Genomic DNA, 15,400 nt, shown 5'->3' with positions numbered 1-15,400 from the left:
GTGCAGGCCCGTCAATAGGACTTTTGCCGCCAAAACCCTTATGATTGGAATCCGAACATTGTACTCTAGGGAGCCTGGCGCATGCCGAGTCCTGCAGACCTCAAGAACATCGGTCTGAAAGCCACGGTGCCGCGGTTGAAGATCCTCGAGATCTTTCAGACCAGCGAAGAGCGCCACATGAGCGCCGAAGACGTGTACCGCATCCTGCTCGCCGAGCACATGGACATTGGCTTGGCCACGGTCTATCGCGTGCTGACGCAGTTCGAGCAGGCGGGGCTGCTGTCACGTAACAACTTCGAATCCGGCAAGGCGATCTACGAACTCAACGAAGGCAAGCACCACGATCACCTGGTGTGCCTCGATTGCGGCCGCGTGGAAGAATTTTTCGATGCCGAGATCGAGCAGCGCCAGCAGAGCATTGCCCGAGCGCGCGGTTTTGCGCTGCAGGAGCACGCGCTGTCGCTCTATGGCAATTGCGTGAAGGAAGCCTGCCCGCACCGACCAAAGCGCTGAAGCGTTATCGCAAAAGAAAACGGCCGCATCGTCTGCGGCCGTTTTTCATTGGAGCGGCGAGATGGCGGATGTCAGACGGACAACCGCGTCTCGCCCTCCTTTTCTGCGTCGCCCTGGCCGCCTTTCTCGGCCTTGCCGTGCGCATTGGCTTGCATGGGCGGATGCGCCGGAACACCCGACGCCTGCCCGGTGTATTCGGCCACGACCTGCTTGAAGAGCTGACGCGCCCACACCAGCATTGGATGCGTGTTGCGGCTGCGGTGCCACAGCATGTTCAGGCCCAGCACGGTTTCAAGCTCCGCCGGCAGCGGGAACGCGTTGAGGTCGTACATCTTGCAGACCATATCCTTCATCAGCGAGTTGACCGTGAAGATCATGTCGGTCTGGGCGGCCACTTCGCCCTGTGTGCGCCAGCTATGCACGGTCATGGTCGAGTTGCGCTTGAGGCCACGCTGCTGCAAGGCGTAGTCCAGTGGAATGAGCGAGGGAGCGACGCGACTGCCGGGGCTGCCCTGCGCGATGAAGATGTGCTCGCAGTCGAGGTATTGCTCGAGCGTGCAGCGTTCGCCCAGGATCGGGTGGTCCTTGCGTGCGCAGACCCACATGTTGAAGGAGGTCACCACCTCTTCCATGATCTCAGGGTGGCGCGTGGGGAACGGCGAGAACGCCAGATCCAGCTCGTTGGCGCGCATGGCGGCTACATCGGCTTCCCACGAGGACGACTCGGTCAGGCGCACCTGCAGTGCCGGCGCCAGCCGCTTGATGCGCAACAGGAAGCGATCGAACAGCGCATCGCCCAGCGTGCCGGCAAAGCTGACATTGAACGTGCCGGTGGCTTCGGCCGGGTCAAACGTGGCGATGTCGCCTTCGTTGATGGCGGCCCACAAGTCGAGCATCTCGCGCACCTTGGGGCCCAGTTCCAGCGCCTTGGGCGTGGGAGTCAGGCCATGCGGCACACGGATGAAGAGGGGATCGTCGAAAATTTCGCGTAGACGGCCCAGCGAATGCGAGACAGCCGGTGCGGTCATGTGCATCTTTTCAGCCACGTAGGTGGCGTTGCGCTTGCTGAGCAGCTCAACAAAAATCACCAGCAGCTTGGTATCGACGTTGACCATGGGACGCCTTGGCTCGAACACGTTGGAAAACTGGAAAGGCAACCATTGCCGAGGCAATGGGTCGGATGCGGCGTAAAAGCCCGCCACATCACAATGTAGTAATTGTTCAGTGTACGGACTGCAACCCGATTTTCAAAGCGAATTCCTGTAGCGCGAATTCGAAACTTGCCCGCCCGCAAACGTTTCTTTTCAGTTCTTAACAAACCGGGATCGAACATGCGCGGAGTGGCGCGTGGCTGTGACGGCTGCTCCGCTTCGCTCACTTATGAAAAACGCGCCCGAAGGCGCGTTCGTCTGTTCCATTGATCGGGATTACTTGCCGACCACGCGCGCCATTTCCAGGCACTTGTTCGAGTAGCCCCACTCGTTGTCGTACCAGCTCACGACCTTGATGAAGGTGCCGTCGAGTGCGATGCCGGCTTCGGCGTCGAAGATCGAGGTGCGTGCATCGCCGCGGAAATCCGTAGCGACGACCTTGTCTTCGGTGTAGCCCAGCACGCCCTTCAGCGCGCCTTCGCTCTGTGCCTTCATTTCGGCGCAGATTTCAGCGTACGTGGCGGCGCTTTCCAGTTCGACGGTCAGGTCAACGACCGACACGTCCGAGGTCGGCACACGGAACGACATGCCGGTCAGCTTCTTGTTCAGTTGCGGGATCACCACGCCCACGGCCTTGGCGGCGCCAGTGGACGACGGGATGATGTTTTCCAGGATGCCGCGGCCGCCGCGCCAGTCCTTGTTGGACGGGCCGTCAACGGTCTTCTGCGTGGCGGTGGCAGCGTGCACGGTGGTCATCAGGCCGCGCTTGATGCCCCACTTGTCGTTCAGCACCTTGGCAACCGGTGCCAGGCAGTTGGTCGTGCACGAAGCGTTGGAGATGATCGCCTCGCCCTTGTACGTTTCGTGATTCACGCCGTACACGAACATCGGGGTGTCGTCCTTGGACGGGGCCGACATGATCACCTTCTTGGCGCCCGCGTCGATGTGCTTCTGCGCGCCTTCCTTGGTCAGGAAGATGCCGGTCGATTCGATCACCACGTCGGCGCCGACTTCGCCCCACTTCAGCTCGGACGGATCCTTCACGGCGGTCAGGCGGATCTTCTTGCCGTTGACGACGAGCGTGTTGCCGTCGACCGACACTTCACCGTCGAAGCGGCCGTGCACCGAGTCGTACTTCAGCATGTACGCCAGGTAGTCGGGCTCGAGCAGGTCGTTGATGGCAACGACTTCGATGTCCTTGAAGTTGGCGGCGGCGGCGCGGAACACCATGCGTCCGATGCGGCCGAAGCCGTTGATGCCGATCTTGATGGTCATGGTCAGTCTCCTGATAGCAGAAAAGAAATCGACGGTGCGATAAAAACCAGCGCGGCACCTCGTGGGTGCCGCATACGCAAATTCAGTTAAGCAACGACGCTCTTGGCGGTGTTCACCACGTTCTCGACGGTGAAGCCGAAGTGCTTGAACAGCACGCCCGCCGGGGCCGACTCACCGAACGTGTCGATACCGACCACGGCTTGTACCTGGTACTTCCACCAGAAATCGGTCACGCCTGCCTCCACGGCGATGCGCGGCACGCCGGCCGGCAGCACGCTCGCCTTGTAGGCCGAATCCTGTTTGTCGAACACGGTGGTGGCGGGCACCGAAACCACGCGCGCGTGGATGCCCTCGGCGGCGAGCTGGTCTGCTGCACCGACTGCCAGGCCAACTTCCGAACCGGTGGCGATGATGACCACGTCCGGCTTGCCGTTGGGGGCATCGCGCAGCACGTAGCCGCCGCGAGCAATGGCTTCGCGCGTGGCCGGGTTGCGCGCCTGGAACGGCAGGTTCTGGCGGCTGAAGATCAGGCAGCTCGGGCCGTTTTGGCGCTCGATGGCGGCGGCCCAGGCGACGGCGGTTTCGGTCGTGTCGGCGGTGCGCCAGACATCCATGTTCGGGATCAGGCGCAGGCTGGCAACGTGCTCGATGGACTGGTGCGTCGGGCCGTCTTCGCCCAGGCCGATGGAGTCGTGCGTGAAGACGAAGATCGAGCGGATCTTCATCAGTGCGGCCATGCGCAGCGCGTTGCGGCTGTAGTCGGAGAACGTCAGGAACGTGCCGCCGTACGGAATGTAGCCACCGTGCAGCGCGATGCCGTTCATGATGGCGCTCATGCCGAACTCGCGCACACCGTAGTTGATGTGGTTGCCCCAGGCATCCACACGCACGGCCTTGCTGCCGCTCCAGTTGGTCAGGTTCGAGCCGGTCAGGTCGGCCGAGCCGCCCAGCAACTCGCCCAGCACTGGGCCGTAGGCTTCGAGCGTATTCTGGCTGGCCTTGCGCGTGGCAATGGTCTCGGCCTTCTGCTCACACTTCTCGATGAACTCGGCGACGGCCTTGTCGAAGGCTTCCGGCAGTTCGCCACGCATGCGGCGCTCGAACTGCGCAGCCTCGGCCGGGTAGCGCTCGGAATACGCATCGAACAGGGCATTCCAAGCCTTTTCCAGTGCCTGGCCCTGGCCCTTGGCATCCCAGGCGTCGTACACGGCCTGCGGAACTTCGAACGGAGCGTGCGGCCAGGCCAGCGCTTCGCGTGCGGCAGCAATTTCAACGCCGCCCAGCGGGGCGCCGTGCACATCGTGACCGCCTTCCTTGTTGGGCGCGCCCTTACCGATGAGCGTGCGGCAGCAGATCAGGGTCGGCTTGTCGGACTTCTTGGCTTCGGCAATGGCGGCGTCCACGGCGGCAACGTTATGGCCGTCGACGGCGCGGATCACGTTCCAGCCGTACGCTTCAAAGCGCTTCGGGGTGTCGTCGTTGAACCAGTGGACAACGTCGCCGTCGATCGAGATGCCGTTGTCGTCCCACAGCGCGATCAGCTTGTTCAGCTTGAGCGTGCCAGCCAGCGAGCACGCTTCATGGCTGATGCCTTCCATCAGGCAGCCGTCGCCCAGGAAGACATAGGTGTGGTGGTTGACGATGTCAAAGCCCGGGCGATTGAATTCCTGGCCCAGCAGGCGTTCGGCCAGTGCCATGCCGACGGCGTTGGTGATGCCCTGGCCCAGCGGGCCGGTGGTGGTTTCCACGCCCGGGGTGATGCCGTATTCCGGGTGGCCGGCGGTCTTGCTGTGCAGCTGGCGGAAGTTCTTCAGTTCCGACATCGGCAGGTCATAGCCGGTCAGGTGGAGCAGCGCGTAGACCAGCATCGAGCCGTGGCCGTTGGACAGCACAAAGCGGTCGCGATCAGGCCAGCGCGGGTTCAGCGGGTTGTGGCGCAGGTGGCGGCTCCACAGTGCCACGGCGATATCCGCCATGCCCATCGGCGCGCCGGGGTGGCCCGAATTGGCTTGCTGGACGGCGTCCATGGCAAGCACGCGAATGGCGCTGGCCATCAACTGGGTAGGCTGGGTGGTATTCGAGTGGAGGGCGGGGGCGGTCATGCGAACCTGCGGCAGGAGATAGGCGGGAAAACCGCGATTTTACCAGACGGGAATGACCCGGCTGGGGTGATCGCGGTCAGTAAAACGTGCTACGACGTCCCCTCCCCCGCCCGGCTTACCACTCCGCGACGGAACCGTCGGCGTGGCGCCACACCGGGTTGCGCCAGTCGGGGGCTTCCTTGCTGCGCTCGATGACCAATGCCTCGTCAATATCCACGCCCAGGCCAGGCAGGCGCGGCGGGCGGATATAGCCGCCTTCCAGCGCAAAATCAGCCTTGTTCCGCACGTAATCGAGCAGTTCAGCGCCCTTGTTGTAATGAATGCCCATGCTCTGTTCCTGCAACGTGGCGTTCCAGCTCACGAAATCTACGTGCAGGCAAGCGGCCAGCGCGATGGGGCCAAGCGGGCAATGCGGCGCCAACGCCACATCGTAGGCCTCGGCCATGGCGGCGATCTTCACGCATTCAGTAATGCCGCCGGCGTGAGACAGGTCCGGCTGCAGGATCGATACCCCGCCCGCTTCCAGCACGCGCTTGAAATCGAAGCGCGAGAACATGCGCTCACCAGCGGCGATGGGCAGATGCGTGTGGGCGGCCAGGCGGGCATAGGTTTCTGCCTGCTCGGCCAGCACGGGTTCTTCGATAAAGAGCGGGCGATACGGCTCCAGCTCCTTGATCAGCACCTTGGCCATCGGCGCAGACACGCGGCCGTGGAAATCGAGCCCGAATTCGACGGTGTTGCCGAACGCCGAGCGAATCTCGGCGACCTTGGCGACCGCCGCGTCGACGGCGCGGGACGTGTCGATGATGCCCATCTCTTCGCAGCCGTTGAGCTTGAAGTGATCGAAGCCGCCGGCCTGCAGCGCCTTCATGCCTGCAATTACGTCGGCCGGACGGTCGCCGCCGACCCAGCTGTACGTGCGCATCTTGTCGCGTACGAGACCGCCGAGCAGTTCGTATACCGGCACGCCCAGCACCTTGCCCTTGATGTCCCACAGCGCCTGATCGATGCCGGCGATGGCGCTCATCAGGATCGGGCCGCCACGGTAGAAACCGGCGCGGTACATGGTCTGCCAGAGGTCGTTGATGCGGCTCGGGTCTTGGCCGATGAGGTAATCGGACAGCTCGTGCACCGCCGCTTCCACCGTGCGCGCGCGGCCTTCAATGACGGGTTCGCCCCAGCCGGTGACGCCCTCGTCGGTCTCGACTTTCAGGAACATCCAGCGCGGCGGCAGGCGGTACGTGGTCAGGCGGGTGATTTTCATGGATCGAATCGATGGTGCGTTCAGGTGCGGTCGGATTGGGCGGTGCGGTAGGCGGTGACAAAGGCGCGTGCGCGTTCGGCGGTGCGCTCGACGGGCTGGCCAGGGCGATACAGGTCGCTGCCGAGGCCTGCGCCGATGCAGCCGGCGGCAAGGTAATCGGCGAGGTTCTCCGGCGTGATGCTGCCGACGGCAAACACCGGCACCTCGGCGGGCAGCACGGCCTTGAGCGCACGCACGTAGCCCGGGCCAAGCGCGCCGGCCGGAAAAATCTTTAGCGCCTGCGCGCCCGCGTCGAGCGCGGCAAAAGCTTCGGTGGCGGTCATGCAGCCGATGCAGGTAACGAGCTTGCGTGCGGCTGCGGCACGGATCACGTCTGCATTCGTATTGGGCGTCACGACCAGCTTGCCGCCGGCCGCGACCATCAAGTCAACGTCTTCGGGGCGCAGCACGGTGCCCGCGCCAATCAGCGCGCGGTCGCCAAAAGCACGTGCGGCAAGCTGCACGCTCTGCGCCCAGTCGGGCGAGTTCAGCGGAATTTCGATGGCATCGAAACCGGCATCGACGAGCGCCTGCGTGTGCGCCAGCACCTCGTCAGGCCGGATGCCGCGCAAGATGGCGATCAGCGGAAGGTGGGTTGTCCAGGTCATTCGTGATAGAGCTGCGAGCGCCCGCCATCGATCAGGATGTCGGTCGAGTTGATGAAACGCGCCTCGTCGGAAGCGAGGAACAGCGCGGTGTAGGCCACCTCTTCGGGCTCGCCGATGCGCTTGCACGGCAGCAGTTCGGCCTGGCGGCGGCGTTCGGCTTCGGGGTCGGGTGCGGCGGCAAAGCCGGCCTCGGCAATGGGCGTGAGAATCAGCCCCGGCGAAATCGAATTCACGCGGATACCGCGCGCCGCATATTCAATGCCCAGCGCACGCGTGAGCCCGATCAGCCCATGCTTGGCCACCGGATACGGAAACGCGCCAGGAATGATCTTGTGCCCATGCACTGACGCGATGTTGACGATGCTGCCCGCCCCGCGCGCCAGCATGTGCGGCAGCACGGCACGCGCGCAGTGCCACGCGCCTTCCAGATCGACGGACAGGCAACGCGCCCAGTCGTCCTCGCTCAACGTGAGCGGATCGGAAAATACGTTGATGCCGGCGTTGTTGACCAGCACGTCGATCCCGCCAAAGCGTTCGACGCCAGCAGCGACCATCGCGTCGATCTGGGCGCGATCGCGCACGTCGGCTTGCACGAGGAGGATGTTGGCTTCGTTGCCAACGCTGTTGCCAATTTCGGCGGCGAAGGCTTCAGCACGTTCGTCACGCACCAGCGTGTTGACGATCACGCGTGCGCCGTGCTGCGCGAAGAGCTTGGCAATCGCGCCGCCAATGCCTTGCGTGGCGCCCGTCACCAGAGCGACCTTGCCGGCAAGACGCGGCGGAAAAGACACGGAAGAAGCAGTCATGCGTCGGGACGATTCACGGTGAATTGATAGCTGCGCTGCAGGCTCTGGCCGGTGCTGAGAATGGTCAGCCCATGGTCTTGCGGCAGGCCCGGCAGGTTGTGCGCATTGATGGCGTGGTCGACCGGCTCGAAGCAGAAGAAGTCGTACTCGGCCGGGGTGTACAGCACATAGCGCGACGTGTCGGCGGCAATCTGCACGGACATGCGGCGGCTGGGCCAGACGATCTCGGCGTGGCCATCCCAGCCTTCAAAGCTGTGATTGATGGCGGCACGGGCTTCCAGCTTCCGCAGCTTGCAAAAATCTGCGTCCACAGATGGCGCCTGCAGATCGGTCGGCAGATAGTCCGGCCCGGATTGCCACATCGCGGTTGCGCACGCGAGCAACCGAACATCGGGCGTGCGCGGAAAGAGCGGATGCACGCCCAGCCCGAATGGCAGCGGTGCGCCTTCGTTGCGTACCGTCAGCGCGATGTCCAGCGTGTTGCCCGCGAGCGTGTAGCGCTGCATCGCCTGATAGCGGAACGGGCGGCCGTGGTCGACCGTTGCGGCGAGTTCGACCGACGTGTCTGTTTGTGAGACCACCTCCCACGGCATCAGCCAGCCGTGACCATGCAGCGGATACGGTTCGTCGTCACGCGTGCGCGGCACTTCGATGGTCTGCCCTTGGAACGAGAAGCGCCCGCCGCCGATGCGGTTGGACCACGGCACCAGCGGATAGCAGGCGAGCGTTCTCGGATCGCGCAGTGCGGCGTCTGCCTCGCCCGGCCGGAAGATGGGCACAACATCGCCATCGCGCAGCAGATCAAAACGCAGCAACCCGCCACCGGCTTCGGGCAATACCTCGGCGCGGAGCGTGCCGTTTTCAAGCCGCAACGTAGGCATGGCCGAACCGGCCCTCCGGCAATCCGCGTACGTTGGGTACGGCAAGCTGCAGCGTCGCGCCAGCGTTGACGTCTTCTGCCAGGCGATGCGCCGACAGACCGTCGCGCGCCGTCGTCAGATACAGCGTGCCGAGCGCCTCGCCGCCAAAGGCCGGGCATGTGGGCTGCGATGCCGGCACGGACACGCGCGCCAGCACGCGCCCGTCCGCTGCGTAGCGCGTCAGGCGGTTGCCGCCCCACTCGGCGTTCCAGAGGCAGCCGTCTGCGTCGACGGTGGAGCCATCGGGCGAGCCCTTGTGGGCACCATCGGCATCCTGGTCGCGCAGATCGGCGAAGACACGAATATTGGCGACTGCGCCGGTCTGCCCGTCGTAATCGCACGCGTGAATACGGCGGCTGTGCGTATCGCACCAATACATGGTCCCACCGTCGGGGCTGAAGGCGATGCTGTTTGCAACGGCGATGTGCGGCAGCGCCAGGCGTTGCAACGTGCCCATCGGCGTGAAGCGATAGAAGCTGCCGGTGGGTTCCGGACCGCCTTCGTGCATGGTGCCGAAGACGTAGTTGCCGGAACGATCCGCGCGGCCGTCGTTGACACGCGTGGTCGGGTTGTCGGGCTCGACGTGGGCCAGCAGCGTCAGCGTGCCGGTGCGCGTGTCAAAGCGGGCGATGTTCTTGGCAAGGCCGAGGATCAGCACGCCGGGTTCGTCCGTCAGCACGAAAGAGCCCACGCGTTGCGGCAGCGGCCATTGGCGCTCCTGCCCCGTCGCCGGATCGTGCTGCCACAGCAGCGATTCCTGGATGTCGGTCCACCAGAGCACACGCATGGCGTCGTCCCAGACGATGCCTTCGCCCAGCGTGCAGCGCAGATCGGAAAGCGTGATTGCGGTTGTCATCTGCGGCGCCTCACTCGCGGCCGCCGCGGTTCTTCAACTGGTCGACCAGCACCGCCGCCAGCAGAATCGCGCCGCGCACGAGGTACTGGTAGAACGCGTCGATGTTCAGCAGGTTCATCGCGTTCTGCACGGTGCCCATGATGAGCACGCCGACCAGCACCCCGCTGATGGTGGCGCGGCCGCCCAGCAGCGACACGCCGCCCAGCACACAGGCCGAGATCACGTTCAGCTCAAAGCCTTGCGCCGCATTCGGCTGGCCGCTGGTGATGCGCGCCGCCAGAATCACGCCCGCCAGCGCCGCAATCACGCCCTGGATCAGGAAGATGACGATGCGCGTCATGTTGACATTCACGCCGGCCAGCCGCGCGGCTTCCGGGTTGCCGCCAATCGCCAGCGTATTGCGGCCGTAGATCGTCTTGTTGAGCAGCACGCCAAACACCACGAAGCACAGCCCCGCCACCCACACCGGGGTCGGCACGCCAAAGACGATGGTGTTGCCCAGGTCGAAGAAATCCATGTCGGACACGCCCACCGCCTGGCCATGCGAGGCAATGAAGGCGAGGCCGCGCACGATTTCCATCGTGGCCAGCGTGGTGATCAGCGCGTTGATTCTCAGCTTGGCGATCACGAAACCGTTGACGCCACCAATGATCGCGCCCGCCACCAGGCTCCCACCGATGCCCAAGGCGATGCTGCCGGTGGCGTTGATGATCATGGCGCACAGCACGCCGGCAAACGCCACCGTGGAGCCGATCGACAGATCGAAATCACGCGACGCCAGACAGAACATCATTGTGCAGGCGACCATGCCGATCTGCGAGACGGACAACGCAAGGCCGACCATGTTCTGCCACGAGAAAAAGTACTCGACCGAGAACGACAGCGCGGCAAAGAGAATGGCGAAGATCAGCGGCAGGCTGAAATCGTCCAGCAGGCGAAGCAGGCGCGTCTTGTTCATGGCAGAGCGTGCCGATGCGGCGAGCGCATCGGAATGTTGCAGGGGTTGAGACTGGGACATCTTGGACTCCGGGGTTCTCAGGCAGCCAGCGGCGGCATGGGGGCAGACGGCAGCGGCGCAGATTCAGGTCGCAGCGCGAGCTTGAGCACGGCCTGCTCATTGGCCTGCTCGCGCGGCAATTCGCCGGCGATGCGGCCTTCGCTCATCACGAGCACGCGGTCGGCCACACCGAGGATTTCCGGCAATTCGCTGGAAATCATCAGCACGGCCACGCCGCGTTCGGCCAGCTCGTACAGCACCTGGTAGATCTCGTTCTTGGCACCGACGTCGATGCCGCGCGTGGGCTCATCGATGATCAGCACGCGCATGTCGTCTTCGGCCAGCCAGCGCGCCAGGATGGCCTTCTGCTGGTTGCCGCCCGACAGCAGGCGGATCGGCTGTTCGCGGTTGGGCGTCTTGATGCGCAGCCGGTTGATGTAGTGATCAGCCGTCTTCGCTTCCTGGCGGTCATTGACGAACAGGCCGAAGCGGCGCTGGTTGCGCCGGCAGCTGATGTTGATGTTTTCCGACACCGAGCGGCAGCCGATGATGCCTTCTTCCTTACGGTCTTCCGGGCACAGGACAATGCCCTGGCGGATGGCGTCGGCCACATCCCGGATGCGGATCGGCGCGCCATCGAGCGTGATGCTGCCCGCCGTCTTGCGATCGGCGCCGTAGATCAATCGCGCCAGTTCCGAGCGCCCCGCACCCACCAGCCCGAACAGGCCGACGATCTCGCCGCGGCGTACGGACAGGCTTGCCGGCTCGGCCAGCTTCGGGCCCATCAGGCCATCTACCTGCAAGCGCACATCACCCAGCGGGCGCGCGCGGTAATCGAAGATGTCGTCGATCTGGCGGCCGACCATCTGGGCCACCAGCTCGTCGCGCGTGACGTTGGCCATCGCCGGAAAATCCGCCACCTTGCGGCCGTCGCGGAAGATCGTGCAGCCGTCACACAGCTCGAAAATCTCATCGAGCCGGTGCGAGATGTAGATCAGGGCCCGGCCCTGCGCGCGCAGGTCTTTCACGAGACGGAACAGGATGTCGGTCTCGCGTATCGACAGCGAACTCGTCGGCTCATCCAGCGCAATCACGCGCGCGTCGCGCAGGATCGCCTTGCAGATTTCGACCATCTGGCGCTGGCCGATCGACAGGTGTTTCAGCTTGGCGCGCGGGTCCAGGTCAACGCCGATGCGGCCGAGCTGCTCGCGCGTCCAGGCCATCGCCTCGCGCTGCCGGATGAAGCCGCCGCTGGCCGGCAGGTGGCCGAGCAGCAGGTTATCCATCACCGTCAGCTCGGGCACCGTCTGCAGTTCCTGGTGGATGACGGCAATGCCGGCATCCAGCGCCGCCCGCGTGGTCGGGAACGTCGTCGGCTTTCCCTCGACGAGGATCTGGCCGCCATCGGGCTGATAGTCGCCGCCCAGTATCTTCAACAGCGTCGACTTGCCCGCGCCGTTCTCGCCCAGCAAGCCGTGCACGCGACCGCATTCGATGCCGAACGACACATCGGACAGCGCCCGCACACCCGGGAACACCTTGCTGATGCCACGAAACTCAAGAAACGCCGACATGGCAAGTCTCCTTCAACAACGTCATCCGCAAAATCACAAACCCATCTCTTGGCGGACGGCCTTTTCGTTGTCGCGCGTCATCAGGCGGCCGCTGGTCAGGATGAGCGGGTCCGGCGCCTTGTTGTTCTTGATCCACTCGTACATGTTGACCGAGGTTTCGTAGCCGTGACGCTTCGGGCTGATCAGCACGGTGCCGAAGAAACCTGTCTTCTCGGGCTTGGCGAACTCGTTGAGCGCCGACTGGCTGCCGCCGATGCCCACCCCGATGATGTCCGCCGGCTTCACGCCGTGGCCTTCCGCTGCACGCACGGCGCCAAGCACGGCTTCGTCATTCAGGCCGAACGCAATCCAGTGCTTGAACTTCGGGTTCTTGGTCAGGGTGATGTTGGCGGCGTTGAACGCGGCTTCGGTATCCGTCTTGGCCTGCGGGCTGGTGAGCACGTTGGCAGCCGGGAAGCCCGCCTTGGTGAGCGCGGCGACGGCGCCGTCGGTGCGCTCCTTGGCGGTCGGCAACTGGTCATAGGCGATGCGGATGGCACCGACTTCCGACAGATTCCAGCCGCGCTTCTTCATTTCCTGCGCGATGGCATCGCCCACCTGTTCGCCGATCTTCGTGGCCGAGATGCCCATGTGCGGCACCGACTCGATCGGCTTACCTGCGCCATCCACCAAACGGTCATCCACCGTCATCAGCTTGAGGTTGTTCTGCTTGGCCTTGGCCACGACCGCCGGCCCCAGCTTCACGTCGGGCACGCAGATCACGAAACCCTGCGCATGCTGCGCGCCAAGGTTGTCGATGGCGGTCAGCACTTCGCCGCCGCTAGGCACGCCGATCTTCACCAGCTTGAAGCCCTTCTCCTTGGCAGCCTGGTCTGCGAACTTCCATTCGTCCTGGAACCACGGCTCTTCGGGCTGCTTGACCAGGAAGCCGATCTTCACTTCGTCGGCTGCATGGGCAAACACCGAAAGGCCGCCGGCCATGGCAAACAGCGTGGCGGCCGCAATGGCCTTGAATGTCCCGCGTCGTTGTTGTTGCATGTTGTCTCCTTGCGATGCCGTCTTTGCGGCATCTGTTCTGCGTTGGATGAAAGATGGAATGGCGTGCGCGCCCGGCTTACGCCACCTTCAAGGTTTTGACCAGGCCGCGCTCGCGTGCGATGGCGATCGCGCCGCTGCCGGCCAGGTGCTCCTGCTGTTCACTGCTGGTGACGGTGACCTTGCCCGAGAAGAAATCGTCGTCCGACACCAGCACGGCCAGCGCTTCGCGCAGCAGCGGCTTGCCCGTGATGACGAACTGCGTGCCCGGGTTCATGCGGATCGCGCTGCTGTTCTTGAGCGTGAGCAGATCCGCGCCCAGCACCGCGCCCAGCAGGAAGTTGGCCCGCGCATTGCGCTCGTAGATCGTGAACTGGCCCAGCGTGCGCACCATGAAGCAGGCGCGCCCCAGTCCGATGCTGCTGGCGCTGCGCGCGCCGGACAGCAGCATTTCCGGATCGACCTCGGTAGCAAAGTCGGAGTCGAGCGCGTCGGCCAGGATGGTGTTGTGCGTGATCACATGCAGCAGCTCGCCCGCCAGCGTCGTGACACAGCCGGTGATGCGCTGGTCAGCATCCAGATGCACAAACTTCGAGTGCGAGCCCGGCAGCACGATCACCGCAGGTTCCGTGATGCCGAGGCGCGAGACCAAACCCATGGTCTCGACCTCTTCGCCGCGCATCATGTCCATCGACTCGATGTTGTGCAGGCCGAGGTTGTCTACCGGATTGCGCACGCCCGGCACAAACCAGATCGGCTGGGGGCACACCTCCGGGATGGTCGCCTGCACCATCCCCGCCGCCAGGTCGCGCAGGCCGGCCGGTGCCACCAGGTGCGGTACTTCGTGCAGGCCGACGTTGGAGGTGATCATGCCGGACGCCAGCACCAAGTCGACCTGGCTCATACCGAAACCGGCCTTCTGCAGCGCAGCTTCGATGGTGTCCTGCACGCCGCGCTGCAGCGTCGTCCGGTTGCCGGTGATGGCGGTGTCGCGCACGCCAACCTGGCGCGCAGCCTGGCAGAGCGCAACGTCATCGCGCCAGACCGTGACGCGTGTGTTGGTGGTACCGGTATCGATGGTGAGGATGTTCATGCGTGGCATTGCTTGGTGTGACGTGGGACGGAGCCCGGGGTTAAAACCCTTTCATGATCCGCGGCGAGCGGCCCGAGGTTGACTTGGAAAACGCCGCCACCCATGAAGACCTCGTTGGGAAGCGGCAACGTCGCACAGTCGAGTTCGGGGCGCGCAACAGGATCATGAGCGGTTTTTTAGAACGAGTGGACGATACCGGTGTAAGCACCCAGCTGGTTCTTGCCCGGGGCCGGGTTGTTGTTGGTCGCCTCCACCGAGAAGTTGGCGGTGGCGCTGTTCTGCACCGTACCGACGCTCGCGTACAGCATCGTGCGCTTGGACAGGTTGTAGTTCGCGCCGGCCATGAAGAGGTTGGCGTTGCCGCCGCCATGGTTCACGTTGACACGGTAGGCCGCGCCGATCAGCGTCAGCGCCGGCGTGACTTCGTAGTTGATGCCCAGCCAGTAGTGGTTGGCCTTGGTCGGGGCGCCCGCAGCAGCATCCGGCGCTGACAGGTTTTCATACGCCGCAAACAGCTTCGCCTTGCCGATGGTGTACGTGCCGCCGATCGTCGCTTCCTTCGAGAAATTGAAGATGTCGCTGAACTTGCCGTTGCCGTCGCGGATCACGTCGTAGATCGCGCGCACTTCCAGCGGGCCCGTCTTGTAGACGGCGGACACGCCATCGCGGCGGCTGTTCGTGAACGAGCCGGGTTGCTCGCCCAGGCCGGTCTGCAGGCCGATCTGGAAGCCGCCCCAGGTCGGGCTCTGGTATTCGACGACGTTGTTGGCGCCCGGCCAGTTGCGCCCGCGCACCAGCGTGGCCGAGCCAATGAACTGCTGGCCGGTCGGGTCGAGGAACCAGACGTCGTTGCTGATGAAGAGGTTCTTGCCGGCCGTCAACGTGCCCCAGGTCGGGCTGGACAGGCCGACGTACGAACGCCGATTAAACAACGCGTCGCCGTTGGTCCGGCCTTGGGCCGCGCCAAAACCGGACTCGAGCCGGAAGAGCGCCTGCAGGCCACCGCCGAGATCCTCCTTGCCCATGAACCCGAACATGCTGGTCCCCCACTGGTTGTCGGCGGCGCGCCAGAGGCTGCCGCCCGGCGAGGTCGCGGTGGGGGCGACGTTGTTCTGGTAGTCGATGCCGCTGGCGACGCGGCCGTACAGCGTGACGTTGGTTTGTGCA

General features: G+C 64.3%; 14 protein-coding genes. 1 reads left to right on the top strand and 13 read right to left on the bottom strand.

The window, feature by feature from the left end; genetic code table 11:
- Nucleotides 1-81 precede the first annotated feature (81 nt).
- Nucleotides 82-513 (top strand): ferric iron uptake transcriptional regulator, encoded by a 432-nt coding sequence (fur, locus tag ACTJK4_RS06320; protein WP_232040996.1) that lies wholly within the window; start codon nucleotides 82-84, stop codon nucleotides 511-513.
- A gap of 71 nt (nucleotides 514-584) precedes the next feature.
- Here fur and ACTJK4_RS06315 read toward each other — a convergent pair whose 3' ends face one another.
- The 13 genes from ACTJK4_RS06315 to ACTJK4_RS06255 all read right to left on the bottom strand — a co-directional run.
- Nucleotides 585-1,628 (bottom strand): LysR family transcriptional regulator, encoded by a 1,044-nt coding sequence (locus tag ACTJK4_RS06315; protein ID WP_232040997.1) that lies wholly within the window; start codon nucleotides 1,626-1,628, stop codon nucleotides 585-587.
- Nucleotides 1,629-1,940: 312 nt separating this feature from the next.
- Complete coding sequence (gene gap, locus ACTJK4_RS06310) at nucleotides 1,941-2,939, bottom strand: type I glyceraldehyde-3-phosphate dehydrogenase (protein ID WP_009241512.1); 999 nt, start codon at nucleotides 2,937-2,939, stop codon at nucleotides 1,941-1,943.
- 86 nt (nucleotides 2,940-3,025) lie between these two features.
- Nucleotides 3,026-5,041, bottom strand: a complete 2,016-nt coding sequence (gene tkt, locus ACTJK4_RS06305) for a transketolase (RefSeq protein WP_440816900.1) — start codon at nucleotides 5,039-5,041, stop codon at nucleotides 3,026-3,028.
- Nucleotides 5,042-5,156: 115 nt separating this feature from the next.
- The gene (gene dgoD / locus ACTJK4_RS06300) at nucleotides 5,157-6,305 is read right to left on the bottom strand and encodes a galactonate dehydratase (RefSeq protein ID WP_012762895.1); all 1,149 of its coding nucleotides are present in this window, start codon (nucleotides 6,303-6,305) and stop codon (nucleotides 5,157-5,159) included.
- A 20-nt stretch (nucleotides 6,306-6,325) separates the two neighbouring features.
- Nucleotides 6,326-6,952: a 2-dehydro-3-deoxy-6-phosphogalactonate aldolase gene (locus ACTJK4_RS06295; protein ID WP_343659082.1), complete on the bottom strand. Its 627-nt coding sequence runs from the start codon at nucleotides 6,950-6,952 to the stop codon at nucleotides 6,326-6,328.
- On the bottom strand, nucleotides 6,949-7,758 hold the full coding sequence (locus tag ACTJK4_RS06290; protein WP_440816895.1) for an SDR family oxidoreductase: 810 nt from the start codon (nucleotides 7,756-7,758) through the stop codon (nucleotides 6,949-6,951). Before ACTJK4_RS06290 ends, ACTJK4_RS06295 begins: the two co-directional genes overlap by 4 nt.
- Nucleotides 7,755-8,639, bottom strand: coding sequence for an aldose 1-epimerase (locus ACTJK4_RS06285; RefSeq protein ID WP_440816893.1), 885 nt, complete (start codon nucleotides 8,637-8,639; stop codon nucleotides 7,755-7,757). Before ACTJK4_RS06285 ends, ACTJK4_RS06290 begins: the two co-directional genes overlap by 4 nt.
- Nucleotides 8,620-9,534: an SMP-30/gluconolactonase/LRE family protein gene (locus ACTJK4_RS06280; protein WP_440816890.1), complete on the bottom strand. Its 915-nt coding sequence runs from the start codon at nucleotides 9,532-9,534 to the stop codon at nucleotides 8,620-8,622. The genes ACTJK4_RS06285 and ACTJK4_RS06280 overlap by 20 nt, the downstream gene beginning before the upstream one ends.
- Nucleotides 9,535-9,544: 10 nt before the next feature.
- Complete coding sequence (gene araH / locus ACTJK4_RS06275) at nucleotides 9,545-10,492, bottom strand: L-arabinose ABC transporter permease AraH (protein ID WP_373407695.1); 948 nt, start codon at nucleotides 10,490-10,492, stop codon at nucleotides 9,545-9,547.
- 77 nt (nucleotides 10,493-10,569) lie between these two features.
- Nucleotides 10,570-12,105, bottom strand: coding sequence for an L-arabinose ABC transporter ATP-binding protein AraG (gene araG, locus ACTJK4_RS06270; RefSeq protein WP_440816887.1), 1,536 nt, complete (start codon nucleotides 12,103-12,105; stop codon nucleotides 10,570-10,572).
- A 33-nt stretch (nucleotides 12,106-12,138) separates the two neighbouring features.
- Entirely contained in the window at nucleotides 12,139-13,143 is a 1,005-nt protein-coding gene (locus ACTJK4_RS06265) for an arabinose ABC transporter substrate-binding protein (RefSeq protein WP_392397748.1), read from the bottom strand.
- 76 nt (nucleotides 13,144-13,219) lie between these two features.
- Entirely contained in the window at nucleotides 13,220-14,233 is a 1,014-nt protein-coding gene (locus ACTJK4_RS06260) for a 2-dehydro-3-deoxygalactonokinase (protein WP_232041006.1), read from the bottom strand.
- 176 nt (nucleotides 14,234-14,409) lie between these two features.
- A partial coding sequence (locus ACTJK4_RS06255) for a porin (protein WP_440816883.1) occupies nucleotides 14,410-15,400 on the bottom strand: 991 nt, incomplete at its 5' end.

This window comes from Ralstonia sp. 22111 (assembly GCF_052045895.1).
In the GTDB taxonomy this organism is placed as follows: domain Bacteria; phylum Pseudomonadota; class Gammaproteobacteria; order Burkholderiales; family Burkholderiaceae; genus Ralstonia; species Ralstonia wenshanensis.
This window is presented reverse-complemented; position numbering and strand designations above follow the sequence as displayed.

Coding starts and splice junctions, on each gene's coding strand:
- gap (WP_009241512.1), bottom strand. CDS start 2,939: ATGACCATCAAGATCGGCATCAACGGCTTCGGCCGCATCGGACGCATG.
- ACTJK4_RS06265 (WP_392397748.1), bottom strand. CDS start 13,143: ATGCAACAACAACGACGCGGGACATTCAAGGCCATTGCGGCCGCCACG.
- ACTJK4_RS06315 (WP_232040997.1), bottom strand. CDS start 1,628: ATGGTCAACGTCGATACCAAGCTGCTGGTGATTTTTGTTGAGCTGCTC.
- ACTJK4_RS06295 (WP_343659082.1), bottom strand. CDS start 6,952: ATGACCTGGACAACCCACCTTCCGCTGATCGCCATCTTGCGCGGCATC.
- dgoD (WP_012762895.1), bottom strand. CDS start 6,305: ATGAAAATCACCCGCCTGACCACGTACCGCCTGCCGCCGCGCTGGATG.
- fur (WP_232040996.1), top strand. CDS start 82: ATGCCGAGTCCTGCAGACCTCAAGAACATCGGTCTGAAAGCCACGGTG.
- ACTJK4_RS06260 (WP_232041006.1), bottom strand. CDS start 14,233: ATGAACATCCTCACCATCGATACCGGTACCACCAACACACGCGTCACG.
- araG (WP_440816887.1), bottom strand. CDS start 12,105: ATGTCGGCGTTTCTTGAGTTTCGTGGCATCAGCAAGGTGTTCCCGGGT.
- ACTJK4_RS06285 (WP_440816893.1), bottom strand. CDS start 8,639: ATGCCTACGTTGCGGCTTGAAAACGGCACGCTCCGCGCCGAGGTATTG.
- ACTJK4_RS06290 (WP_440816895.1), bottom strand. CDS start 7,758: ATGACTGCTTCTTCCGTGTCTTTTCCGCCGCGTCTTGCCGGCAAGGTC.
- araH (WP_373407695.1), bottom strand. CDS start 10,492: ATGAACAAGACGCGCCTGCTTCGCCTGCTGGACGATTTCAGCCTGCCG.
- ACTJK4_RS06280 (WP_440816890.1), bottom strand. CDS start 9,534: ATGACAACCGCAATCACGCTTTCCGATCTGCGCTGCACGCTGGGCGAA.
- tkt (WP_440816900.1), bottom strand. CDS start 5,041: ATGACCGCCCCCGCCCTCCACTCGAATACCACCCAGCCTACCCAGTTG.